This is a genomic window from Paraglaciecola sp. MB-3u-78, assembly GCF_002835935.1.
GTDB lineage: Bacteria > Pseudomonadota > Gammaproteobacteria > Enterobacterales > Alteromonadaceae > Paraglaciecola.
Genome location: NZ_PJCF01000002.1, coordinates 1 through 12,969, shown reverse-complemented (window position 1 = coordinate 12,969; position 12,969 = coordinate 1). Strand labels below are relative to the sequence as shown.

The following is a 12,969-nucleotide window of genomic DNA, read 5'->3' as shown; positions in this document are numbered from 1 at the left end:
GATTGGTATTAGTCACCACGATCACCTAAAACCATATACGGGTTAAGACGTGCCGCGTCCCTAGAAGTCATTGCAATAAAAACAATATGTTAGATGCTGCCAATTGGTTTGCAAAGACATTGAAAGCATCCAGTGCTGCTATTATCGCGTTTATCGAGGCGAGCTTGTGAGGGAATCGCACGCTATTGTGAGCAAGTTCAACGAAGATAGGGCCGATAATAGGGGTACTGGACGGTATGGCTTATCCCGAAACAGTTGGGTGAACGATATCTCAGTGACTCAAGAGAATGCCATTCAATTAGCCAGAGCTGGCAGATGCAGATGGAAAATCGAGAGTGTGCCACAGGCACATAAGTTAGTTGCATAGGGATGTGCTGTTGCTTATGGATAAGCTCATTGAAAGATGGTGGTAGGCCCACCGGAGTCTGCTGTCGGAAGCTGGCTCCAAACCACTTCAAGTGGCTGTTATTAAGAGTAATGGTCATAAGCGTTGAAGTCAAAGTGCGGACAATAGTCCGGCAGGTGAGATATAGAGAGACGAGTTAAGGCGAACCTATGCTGACGCGTCGTTAACCAAAGACTTGACATCAAAACCAGGGGCGTTTCTATCTTCTGGGATAAGTTTGCAGGTACATTCCGAATGCTGTGCAAGCGGTGTCCGGCGTATAGTGGGCGTGACTCTATATTAGGCTTTCAATGGGAACTGTGGGAACCAGTCGTTACGGTGTTAAGGGAGAAATACAAGTCACTGAATTGATGAGTATGAGAGTACCAATACGTAGCACTGGGGCGGAGTTGCTCGTAGTAGTGTTGAAGCAATTGTAATGAGTGTGGAGCGAAGGGGTAACGTTAGGCAGTCTTTAGTTACTGCTCAACTGTTGATAAAACAGGAGGAAGTGTTGGCAAAGACAAAACCATATATCATCCCAAAATGGCAGGTGATGCGAGCCTTTGAGTTGGTAAAAGCCAATGCAGGGGCTGCTGGGGTTGATCAACAATCAATTCAGGATTTTGAGGGAAATCTAAAAGATAATCTTTACAAATTGTGGAACCGGCTATCCTCAGGTAGCTATATACCACCACCGGTTAAAGCGGTAGCAATACCAAAGAAAGACGGTGGAGAGCGTATTTTGGGTGTACCAACGGTCAGCGACCGTATTGCACAAATGGTGGTGAAACTCGAATTTGAACCTCAAGTTGAGCCTCACTTTCTAGCGGACTCTTATGGCTATCGGCCTAATAAGTCTGCATTAGATGCGGTGGGGGTAACGCGCGAACGCTGTTGGCGCTATGACTGGGTATTAGAATTCGATATCAAGGGGTTGTTTGATAACATTCCCCATGACTTGCTATTGAAAGCGGTACGCAAGCATACAGACTCTCCTTGGGTGAGATTGTATATTGAACGATGGTTAACCGCCCCGATGCAGATGCAAAATGGTGAATTGATAAAACGGGAGCGGGGCACACCGCAAGGCGGTGTGGTCAGTCCAATTTTATCAAATCTGTTTCTTCATTATGTTTTCGATATGTGGCTACAAAAGCACTATCCGAAGACGCTGTGGTGCCGCTATGCTGATGATGGTTTAGTGCACTGTCGCAGTGAGGGGCAGGCTCAGCATATGCTTGATGTATTAAGGCAGCGTTTTACTGAATGTGGCCTTGAGCTTCATCCGGTAAAGACCAAAATCGTTTATTGTAAAGATGATAGTCGTAAAGGGCAGTATGAAAATACGGCTTTTGACTTTTTGGGTTATACCTTCAGGCGTAGAAGTTGTTGGAGTCGCAAGCAAAATGGCTTATTTAGTAATTTTACGCCAGCGGTCAGCAACCATGCCTTAAAATCGATGCGGTTGAAGATCAGAAAACTACGTGTACGCATGGCAACAAACCGAAGTATTGAACAACTGGCTTGGTGGCTTAATCCTCTTATTAATGGGTGGATAGGTTACTATGGGCGTTATAGTCGTTCAGCCTTGTATGCTATGTGCCGCCACGTAAACAAAGCCCTAGTGAGGTGGGCAAGACGCAAATATAAACCACTTCGTAGACACAAGGTTAAAGCGATCCAATTTCTGGAAGGAATTGCAAAGCAAAGCCCTCATTTGTTCGCCCATTGGCGAGCAGGGATGATAGGAGGGTTTGCCTAATGGGAGCGGTATGAATTGAGAGGTTCACGTACCGTTCTGCGAGAGGCTGCGGGGGAAGCTCCTGCGGCCTCCTCACCATGAGTGCTTTAACAGCCTGAAAAATCAGGGCTATGAAATAGACCACAACGTCAGTCATGGTGAACAAAACCTGAGTTTCAACATGTATCTGTTAACCCTGCTAGCCTTTATCTTTCACCAGGTCTTCGAACTGAAAGATGTTATAAGGCGTAGGAAAGCCTATGGCTCCAAACGACATCTGTGGGAAAACCTGCGTTCGACTATCCGCATACTGCTAGTCGAAGACTGGGAACAGTTAATGGATCTTCTGCTTAACGAGGATGATTACGACGCAACCGCTGTAAAACGAGAGTAAATAACGCGGAGTACCTAAATGCACTTCACTGTGTAAGCCTAGACCTGCCCAAAAAGAATACTGAACAATTAGAATTCACACCACTGATGTTTCAGAAGAGAAAGATAGTTAATTGCGCTGGATATATGAGGAATACCGAGGATTGCTGGCTTAACACTGCTGCTCTTTAATGTGTTCTATTGCTTTATGATGCCAGGTTTTTCTAGGTCTTCTGTTTTTATGAAATATAAATATGGAAATCTTGTTTATTTTTGGCTAATACAGTTTGCAATCAAATCATACTTTTGCTGTTTAATTGTGGGTTAAAGATACGCAGAAAAGAGCTACAACTTACCGATATTAAAAATCTAGATGCGGTTGTTTAACAATTAGGAAAGTAATGACTTTTCATGCAATTGTATTTTCATGTGTTTTAACTTTTTTGATATTTACAATTGATGAATGGGTTATGAACTCATTGTTTGGTTGAATAGTACTAAAATAATATTTTTTGGGGTGCCTTAAGTAAACCTTAATATAATTAAAATATTCTATTTTTTATTTAATTTTGCTGATGAGTCTTTACTTAATGCTGTATGTCGTTATCCCTGCCAAAAATGAACGGCAGAATGTCAAACCCTTAGTAAATGAAATAATCGCTGCGCTGAAGGATGTTGCAACATTTGAGATCCTCTATATCGATGATGGTAGCGAAGACGATACCTACGCAGAAGCCACTTATATGCGGGTTGAGAAATTCACAGCGTTACGGCCTTATAAGCACTCTTTTTCTGTTGGACAAAGTGGGGCAATCAGAACCGGTGTATCAAAAGCTACAGGCGATTTAATTGTTACCTTGGATGCTGATGGGCAAAATGATCCAGCCGATATTCCATTGTTATTGACAGAAGCATTAAAACTTCCAAAAGGTTCAGATTTTTGTGTGGCAGGTTATCGCAAACATCGCAAAGACACACCTTGGAAGCGTTTTCAGTCAAAAATTGCCAACCGCGTACGTGGCTATTTGCTTGGAGATGAGACTCCTGACACGGGTTGTGGTCTAAAGATATTTCCCCGCAAAACCTTTTTAGAGCTACCTTATTTCGATCATATTCATCGTTTTCTACCGGCCCTCATTAAACGTCTTAACGGCACTATTGTGGTAGTGGAAGTGAGTCATAGAGATCGCCAGTTTGGGCAATCGAAATACAATATGTTAGGGCGTTTAGGTGTTGGGTTGATTGATATGATAGGTGTAATGTGGCTGCAGCGGCGATATAAAGCTAGTGAAGTGATTGATGATCTTGACTAAACGTTTACTGGCGGTTATCCGTTTTAAATGGTTTAAAAGAGCCATGATGTTATTAATGGTGTGTTTGCTCGGTGGAGCCATAGTCAGTAATCATGTCCTATTTCAGTCTTTCAACGAAAATTGGATAGATGCCCACATTAGGGACAATGGTTTGACTGGCATGTTGCTGTTTATAGGACTCGGAGCGGCAGCTACTGCATTAGGCAGCCCAAGACAATTGTTAGCTTTTTTTGGGGGCTATGCATTTGGATTCATCAATGGCGCATTGCTATCGACCTTAGCCGCTGGATTCGGTTGTATCTTGAGCATGTATTTTGCAAGATTTGCAGTCAGAGAACAGGTTAAAAAGCGTTACCCACAAAAAGTATCTGCTATCGACCGCTCAATGTCATTAACTTAAGCTTATTTTGCGTATTTACAACAAGTTACCTAGTTGATAATCTGTCGATGAATTAAAAATTTAGAGAAATTACCAATGCGCTGTTCAGTATTTAATTCAAATAGTACAAAAAACAACCAATAAAATTCATTCAACTGCGTTTTTAGAAAATCACCGCAAAAAACCTACCGATTTCACTCGAAATCGCACCCTTACTTTCCCTCGTTTAATGAGTTTTATGTTGAATGCTCTCAATGGTTCAATTCAGGCTGAACTTGTTCGGTTTTTCAATGTTATCGATGATAGCTACTTGTCAACAAAATCAGTTAGCACTGCCGCCTTTTGTAAAGCAAGAATGAAACTATCTCATCAGGCATTTATTGAGTTAAACAATGATTTAGTTCAAGCATTCTATGAAGCTGCAACCATCGATAAATGGCAAGGACACAGACTGTTAGCCGTTGATGGGTCAGTCACGCAATTACCAACCTCTAACGAACTACTTAAGCATTTTGGTAAAGCTCGCTCACATGCTGCTATGCCTGCCGTTCGTCTTTCTCAACTTTATGATGTTAAGAATAATATTACGGTAGATTTACAGGTTGAAAGTCATTCAACAGGGGAGCGTGAAATGGCACTAAAGCATTTAAATAAAACCCAAGCAGGCGATTTAGTCGTTTACGACAGAGGTTATCCAGCCGTTTGGTTTTATAAGTACCATAGGCTAAAGAATGTTGATTTCTGCATGCGCATTGTTCAAAGCTCTAATGTTGTTAAAGCCTTCTTAAAAAGTGGAAAATATAGTGATATCGTTGACTTTCCTTGTATTGAGAAGTCTCTTCGCCGATGCAGAAAAGATAAAATATCGACCGAATCACTACGTTTACGATTAGTGCGAGTTGACCTGCCGTCAGGTGAATCGGAGATTTTAGTTTCGTCATTAACAGATCTACAAGCTTATCCTACTGCTCTTTTTGCTGATTTATATCACCAACGCTGGGGAGTTGAAGAAGATTACAAAGTATTGAAAAGTCGCCTTAATATTGAGAATTATTCTAGTGTTTCTGTTGAAGGTGTTTTACAAGACTTACACGCTAAGCTATTAACTAAAAACCTTGCCGTTTGTGCAATACATGATGCAAAACAAAAATAAAGAAAGCTAAAAACAATAGGCTCTATGAATATAAAATCAATTTCACCTTTGCAGTAAATCAGCTCAAAGATAATGTTGTACGGTTCACAATGAAGCTAGCTGAGCTTGAGTTATACGCACTCCTGATAAATAAAATATCAAAGAATTTAAGTGTTATTCGACCCAACCGTAAGTTTGTTCGAAAAGGTCGGAGAACCAAGCCAAATAAGTACCCAATGAATTATAAACGTATGTGTTAAATCCTTAAGTTAATGACATTGATCGACCGCTTCCTGGCAAAAAGTCCCTTCACAAAAACCATCGTTATTAGGCTATTGCCCATTGGAAATAATTTAGTCACCAACCTTGTGGCAGGTGTCAGCCATGTCAGTGGGTTGTCTTTTGTGATGGGCTCTATGATTGGTTATCTACCACAAATGGCCATCTTTGCTTTGATGGGCAAGGGGGTGATTGTTCTCTCTATCTGGAAAGTTGTCTTAAGTATTGCGTTATTTGTTATTTCAAGTTTGTTAAGTGTCAGACTGTATAAGCAATATAAAGCAGATAGCTTAATCGACGACATCGAGCTGGTGGACCCCAAAAAAATTCAACAAAATGAGGCCGTCAGAAAATGAGCCCGAACCATAGCTGGGGTGAGTATTTTTATAATGTCACATCTGAGCATCGACATGCACTATTTTGGTTAATGTCGATTGCTGCTAGTTTGATATTGATTGGCTTAGGTTTACGAGATCCTTGGCCTGCTGACGAACCCAGATTTGCCTTAGTAGCTAAAGAAATGATTGACACAGGGCAATGGTTTTTCCCCGCAAGGGCACAGGAACTCTATCCTGACAACCCCCCCGTTTTCATGTGGGCTATTGCGTTTTTCTATTGGGTAACCGACTCGATCAAATTTGCTTTTTTAATCCCCTCAGCTTTGAGTGGCTTATTAACCGTATTTTTAGTCTACGACATTGGACGCAAGTTATGGTCAACTCAAATTGGTTTTATCGCAGGACTGCTACTTACCTTTAGTCTTCAGTTTATGTTACAAGCCAAAACGGCGCAGATTGATGCCATGGTATGTGCTTGGATCACTCTAGGTTGTTATGGGTTGCTAAGGTTTACCTTAGTTGACGGTAAATGGCGTTGGTACTTCATTGCCTGGTTTTTTATGGGGATAGGGGTGATAACCCAGGGCAATCGCATTAAAATATTTGTAGCAGTTTCAGCAAGTAATCATTATCCCAACCTGCCATTTGCCGCTTAATCTTAATACCTACCTTATTATCATTATCTGACGTTAATAAATTCAAAGATATGTGGCGTAATATTGCCATGTTTTGATCTGCATATCCTTGACGAATTCGACAATGATCTTCGTCAAATGCCATATCTAATCTCCAGTGAAGATTATTCTCTACACCCCAATGAGCACGTACATAGTGAGCAAATTTCTCTGCATCGTTATGCTTAACGCTACTAATAAAGTATCGCGTTTCTTCTGACCATTCGTTCGCAAGAAATCTTCTTGATTTGACGCTAACAATACTGGCAAGGTGTGGGTGAGTATGATGCTCAGTAAGCCAGTCAATTCGGTTGCAGGAAGTCACTGTTCTTTCTTCAATACGGCCATGCCCTGAATCAATACTCTTATAAGTATTTAACGTGCCCTCATAACTTTTAGGGGTATTTTCAAAGAATAAAATCACATCATCATGTAGGGTGCTTTGATTTCCTTTCAGTGCGGTTAAATAATCAGCGCCTTTACTCACGATCAGTTCAGCCGATTTCTTTTGTGTGTTTAATGCATCGGTTGTGATGATACTGCCTGTGATGTCTAAGTTTTTGAGTAGGGAAGGTAAGGCGGTTATTTCATTCGATTTTTCATCAACTTTCACTTGTCCAAGTGCCAGCTGATTATCATGTGACCATGCGCTAACCATATAAATAGCTGATTTATTAGATGACTTATCATGAGTGCGTCGAAGGCATTTACCGTCAATAGCGATCACATCGCCCGTGACATTTTTTACTATCTCTTTGATCCAGCTAGAAAAACAGGTTTGAAATTGCTCAGGATCAATTAAGGAAAAAATACGTCCCAAAGTATCATGAGACGGAATACCATTTTCTAGGGATAAATATTGTTCAAACCAAGTGCGTTTAATGTTGGCAAATTTTTCAATGGCAACCCAGCCATCACAGCCACAGATAACGGCACATAGGGTAATAAAAAAGATGTCATCTAATTTATGTAATTGTTTTCTTAGAAGACGAGGATCTTCAATGTCTTTGAAATGTTCGATAAGTGTGGGCTTGTATTTGGTCATATTACGTCGCGTAAAGCGAAGTAATAGATCAAATTAGGGGATCTGTGTCAAGCCATTTTTAATGCGATTGCCCTGGGTGATAACCCAGGGCAATCGCATTAAAATATTTGTAGCAGTTTCAGCAAGTAATCATTATCCCAACCTGCCATTTGCCGCTTAATCTTAATACCTACCTTATTATCATTATCTGACGTTAATAAATTCAAAGATATGTGGCGTAATATTGCCATGTTTTGATCTGCATATCCTTGACGAATTCGACAATGATCTTCGTCAAATGCCATATCTAATCTCCAGTGAAGATTATTCTCTACACCCCAATGAGCACGTACATAGTGAGCAAATTTCTCTGCATCGTTATGCTTAACGCTACTAATAAAGTATCGCGTTTCTTCTGACCATTCGTTCGCAAGAAATCTTCTTGATTTGACGCTAACAATACTGGCAAGGTGTGGGTGAGTATGATGCTCAGTAAGCCAGTCAATTCGGTTGCAGGAAGTCACTGTTCTTTCTTCAATACGGCCATGCCCTGAATCAATACTCTTATAAGTATTTAACGTGCCCTCATAACTTTTAGGGGTATTTTCAAAGAATAAAATCACATCATCATGTAGGGTGCTTTGATTTCCTTTCAGTGCGGTTAAATAATCAGCGCCTTTACTCACGATCAGTTCAGCCGATTTCTTTTGTGTGTTTAATGCATCGGTTGTGATGATACTGCCTGTGATGTCTAAGTTTTTGAGTAGGGAAGGTAAGGCGGTTATTTCATTCGATTTTTCATCAACTTTCACTTGTCCAAGTGCCAGCTGATTATCATGTGACCATGCGCTAACCATATAAATAGCTGATTTATTAGATGACTTATCATGAGTGCGTCGAAGGCATTTACCGTCAATAGCGATCACATCGCCCGTGACATTTTTTACTATCTCTTTGATCCAGCTAGAAAAACAGGTTTGAAATTGCTCAGGATCAATTAAGGAAAAAATACGTCCCAAAGTATCATGAGACGGAATACCATTTTCTAGGGATAAATATTGTTCAAACCAAGTGCGTTTAATGTTGGCAAATTTTTCAATGGCAACCCAGCCATCACAGCCACAGATAACGGCACATAGGGTAATAAAAAAGATGTCATCTAATTTATGTAATTGTTTTCTTAGAAGACGAGGATCTTCAATGTCTTTGAAATGTTCGATAAGTGTGGGCTTGTATTTGGTCATATTACGTCGCGTAAAGCGAAGTAATAGATCAAATTAGGGGATCTGTGTCAAGCCATTTTTAATGCGATTGCCCTGGGTGATAACCAAAGGTGTGGGTTTTCTACCACTTTTTATGTTAATATCTCACTTTTTGTTACGCTTTTGTGGCAAGCCATATACTCTGGCGCCGATTATCACTCGGCAATGGCTTTGGTATCTCGGTCCGCTAGTTATGTTATTTGCCATATCCCTGTGGTTTTTACCTATGCTGTGGTTGGTAGACCAAAGTCAAAATCCTTTGTATGAAGTGTATCGTGACAATATTCTGTTTAAACAAACCGTGACACGTTACGCCAATTCATGGCATCACATTAAACCTTTTTGGTACTACGTTAGTTCTGTTATTCCGGTTTTTTGGTTACCCCTTAGTCTGGCTTTACCTTGGTTAATTAAGCCTTGGTGGAAGGCCATTAAACAAGTCGATGCTAGGATTATCTTGCCTCTTGCTTGGATTGTTTTAGTGATAGTGTTTTTTAGTATGAGTGCAGGTAAACGAGGCGTTTATGTGTTGCCTGCATTGCCCATGCTTGCATTGATCACCGCTCCATATTTTACGCAGTTAATAAAAAGTAAGGTGCTTATCAATCTGGTCTGGGCAACAGTTGCATTGCTCTCTGTCGCTTTTTTTGTGTTTGTACTCGCAGGTCTGACAGAGGTTAATTTTGCGGCCCAACTAAGTGATAAATATAATGTTGTTCCTTGGCTGTTTTTTCTCATAGTCGGTGGGGCGGGTTTACTCAGTTGCCTGTTACGCTTGAAAGGCAATAAATGGCAGAGTTGGCCGATTTTTATCACAGTGGTGTGGGTGGCTTATAGTACTTTGGGGTATGAGTTACTCAACGAAGCGAAAACCCCTAAAAACATATATCGAGTAGCGAGCAAGTTCATTGAGCCCAATGCTGAAGTTGCCTTAGTGGATTTCTCCGAACAGTTTATTTTGTTTTCGCCATACCGAACAACACATTTTGGCTATCATACTGATCATCAACAACAACTGACTGCGGCTTGGGCATGGCAAAAAGTGCGACCTAAAGGGTATGTCATTATTAATTTTGAATTGGTCACCGATTGTTATGATACAAATAAAGTGATTCACCTAGGTTTTGCCCATAGAGTCGATTGGGTTTTGTTAAATCATGCTAGTCGCCTAGAAAACTGTACACAGGGCTCTGAAAGTTTGCCTGAATATAAATACGGATATTGAAAATACTCTGCATCTTTTAAGCGCTGCTTAAGTTAACACCGTTATTGTTCTACCAAGTTAATCACTTGGTAGAACAATGCTATATAATACTGTTTATCACAGCTCAAAACGTGGGTTTAAGTCCTTTGAAAATATAAGGATATCAAGCAACCTACTGATTGTTCTGACCTGTGCCTATGTTGCTCTTGTTCTCAACGAACCTTTTTTGCTTAAAACTGTATCGGTGATCACTAAGTCTGATGATTACAACCTATTGTTTTTACTATCTGTTCCCTTGTTTCTTCTGAGTTTATTTGTATTGATTAATAGTGTTATGGCTATCGGCTTTTTGTTGAAACCAGTGCTAATCACTACCGTCTTAATATCTTCAACTATTTTCTACGCCATATTTAATTACGGCACCGTTTTTGACTATACCATGGTGCAAAACGCCATCGAAACAGACACAACAGAAGCATTGTCGTACTTAAATATTGACTCGATAGGTTTTTTGATTTTGTTCGGTGTGCTTCCCTCATTGTTAATCTATTGGGCACCGATACGTCAATTATCTATTGGACAAAACATTCTAACCAGACTGCGGTTGATTGGAGTAACTTTGCTGCTGATTGTGGCGATCGCAGGGTGTTTTTATGTGAATTATGCAGCCGTTGGTAGAAATAATTCTAACTTAATTACGTATATCACACCTTACAAATTGCTCGACTCTGCGGTCAAGTTCACCAAGCGAAGCTATTTTTCACCCCATAGAGATTTCCAATTATTAGATAATGACCCTAGTATTTCTCAGTCTGCGGGATCAGCTAAGCTTACTGTCTTAGTGTTGGGTGAAACGGCAAGAGCACAAAATTTTTCACTTAATGGTTATGCCATAGCTACCAATCAATACACCCAAGATAAAGGGGTGATGTCTTTTTCAAAAGTGGGATCCTGTGGCACCGCAACAGCGGTATCAGTGCCTTGTATGTTTTCCAGACTAGATAGACATAGTTACGACAAACAAAAAGCAGACTCACAACAGAATGTATTAGACATTATTCAATTAGCGGGCACAGATGTGTTATGGATTGATAATAATAATGGCAGTTGCAAAGGCGTTTGCGCCAGAGTTAAAAGTATTGAATTATCCCCAGACCTTAACAGTCAGTTTTGCGATGGCGAATATTGTTTTGATGAGGCGTTGCTTGGCCCGCTTGCAGATAAACTCGATGATCTCACTCACAACAATACACTCATCGTTTTACATATGATGGGCTCACATGGGCCCACCTACTTTAGGCGTTTCCCACAAGATAAAAGGCCCTTTACCCCAGACTGCCAACGCAGTGATATTCAAAACTGCACACAACAGGAACTCATTAATACTTATGATAATACCATCGCTTATACCGACTTTGTGTTGAGTAAGGTTATCGAAAAATTGACAGAATTAGAGCAAATAAAAGATATTGAAACTTCCATGTTGTATATCTCAGATCACGGCGAATCACTCGGCGAAAAAGGCGTCTATCTGCACGGGTTACCCTATGCGTTTGCGCCAAGTGAGCAAACCCACGTACCAATGATCTATTGGCAAGGATCAGAAATGCTTGATAAAAACCCAGGGTGTATAAAGTCTGTGACTGAGCAACCTATTTCCCACGATAATCTTTTTGATACATTACTTGGCATGACATCAGTAAACAGCAGTACGTACGATGCAAGTATGGACGTACTGGCCCAATGCCCTAGCGCAGGGGTGTTAGCTAACACTGAGCTTGAAAATAGCCAGATTGAGATACTTTAGGTCGCGATTTAAGTACCTATAGCAGATACAAAAAAGGCTTATCTTTCGATAAGCCTTTTTTATTTTGTGGTGGAGCTGGCGGGAACTCAACATAATAATTAAATTATTGATTAATATGTAGTAAATTTTCTATAAAATGTCCATGTACCACTAAGTGTCCCACTAAAAATAAAAGTCACCTGTTATCCAAAATGCATAGATTTACTCAATAAAATAATTCAATAAAAGTTTCTGAAGTTGCGGGTGTGTAAGAAAAGCTTTGGCGACGGTGTTGCATAAAAAGGCTGTAGACTTTTAACCCGCCCCTCCCTATAGGCCTGAGTGAATTGACTAAGATGAATTAGTGAACTTACTTGATAGTCATTAATAGTAGAGCTTAACCAAATCTGACATAGAGCTATGTGCCATATAGATAATCGGTTGACTGGCAGCTTAGAGCCTAATACCGGACAGTCGAGCGTTAAACCTGAAGGAGAACTTGTGCCAATTGCCGTCATAGCGGTAGCTCGATCAAACTGGTTTTGACCGGCAGGAATGCCACCATTGCCGACAGTCGAGGATGCTGTTGAGATTAGATCGAGGCGGTAAATTAATTAAGGTGATTGGTATCAAACCGCCAGGGAAGCCAATTTGCACAGCGCATGTTTCCCATTGTGGCGAGACTCAGGGATGTGTCTAATGAACATCTATCGGTGATCCAAAAAATACTTAGTCACCTGAATACAAAAAATGATGAGATCGCCGAATTATTGCCCTCATAAAGTAGAGCGCCGCCTCAGATAAGTCTCTTTGAATAAAAGCAATATTCAAAACTGGTTTGCACAACAGCGGGAGGTGCTTATTTTGAATTCTGAATTACATGAAAACGGTTGAGTAATAGGAGAGAAGTGGCTGACTATCTCTCTTTCATTGATATGAAAAAGAGGTGAAATAGAAAATTTGAGCTAAAGTATATTTTAAAGCTTATGAAAAATGACGTTTTATATTCCATAGAGTTTCATACCATATCAACAATACCCAGTTGAATGTGCGTGTCCGAGTAAACCTCGTTTATTA

The 12,969-nt window shown here is 40.4% G+C and carries 9 protein-coding genes and 2 pseudogenes; 9 read left to right on the top strand and 2 right to left on the bottom strand.

What is annotated here, in order from left to right; all coding sequences use genetic code 11:
• Positions 1-187 precede the first annotated feature (187 nt).
• The 7 genes and pseudogenes from CXF95_RS29870 to CXF95_RS01895 form a co-directional block, all read left to right on the top strand.
• The gene (locus CXF95_RS29870; protein ID WP_198556471.1) at positions 188-367 is read left to right on the top strand and encodes a hypothetical protein; all 180 of its coding nucleotides are present in this window, start codon (positions 188-190) and stop codon (positions 365-367) included.
• Between the two features lie 532 nt (positions 368-899).
• Positions 900-2,150, top strand: coding sequence for a group II intron reverse transcriptase/maturase (gene ltrA / locus CXF95_RS01925; RefSeq protein ID WP_232787592.1), 1,251 nt, complete (start codon positions 900-902; stop codon positions 2,148-2,150).
• Positions 2,151-3,091: 941 nt separating this feature from the next.
• Positions 3,092-3,814, top strand: coding sequence for a glycosyltransferase family 2 protein (locus tag CXF95_RS01915; protein WP_101197149.1), 723 nt, complete (start codon positions 3,092-3,094; stop codon positions 3,812-3,814).
• Positions 3,801-4,214: a TVP38/TMEM64 family protein gene (locus CXF95_RS01910; RefSeq protein WP_232787590.1), complete on the top strand. Its 414-nt coding sequence runs from the start codon at positions 3,801-3,803 to the stop codon at positions 4,212-4,214. Before CXF95_RS01915 ends, CXF95_RS01910 begins: the two co-directional genes overlap by 14 nt.
• Before the next feature lie 94 nt (positions 4,215-4,308).
• Positions 4,309-5,346, top strand: a complete 1,038-nt coding sequence (locus CXF95_RS01905; RefSeq protein ID WP_369809276.1) for an IS4 family transposase — start codon at positions 4,309-4,311, stop codon at positions 5,344-5,346.
• Between the two features lie 260 nt (positions 5,347-5,606).
• A pseudogene (locus CXF95_RS01900) lies at positions 5,607-5,960 on the top strand (TVP38/TMEM64 family protein); the annotation flags it as partial.
• Positions 5,957-6,529: pseudogene (locus CXF95_RS01895) on the top strand (ArnT family glycosyltransferase); the annotation flags it as partial. The pseudogenes CXF95_RS01900 and CXF95_RS01895, both read left to right, overlap by 4 nt.
• A gap of 7 nt (positions 6,530-6,536) precedes the next feature.
• Here the strand turns inward: CXF95_RS01895 and CXF95_RS01890 are convergent.
• Complete coding sequence (locus CXF95_RS01890) at positions 6,537-7,661, bottom strand: ISAs1 family transposase (protein WP_101197148.1); 1,125 nt, start codon at positions 7,659-7,661, stop codon at positions 6,537-6,539.
• Positions 7,662-7,759: 98 nt separating this feature from the next.
• On the bottom strand, positions 7,760-8,884 hold the full coding sequence (locus CXF95_RS01885; RefSeq protein ID WP_101197148.1) for an ISAs1 family transposase: 1,125 nt from the start codon (positions 8,882-8,884) through the stop codon (positions 7,760-7,762).
• A 61-nt stretch (positions 8,885-8,945) separates the two neighbouring features.
• Between CXF95_RS01885 and CXF95_RS01880 the strand changes: the two genes are divergently transcribed.
• A complete protein-coding gene (locus CXF95_RS01880) occupies positions 8,946-10,127 on the top strand; it encodes a hypothetical protein (protein ID WP_232787589.1) in 1,182 nt (393 codons plus the stop codon).
• A gap of 76 nt (positions 10,128-10,203) precedes the next feature.
• Positions 10,204-11,913: a phosphoethanolamine transferase gene (locus tag CXF95_RS01875; protein WP_101197147.1), complete on the top strand. Its 1,710-nt coding sequence runs from the start codon at positions 10,204-10,206 to the stop codon at positions 11,911-11,913.
• Positions 11,914-12,969: the final 1,056 nt, after the last annotated feature.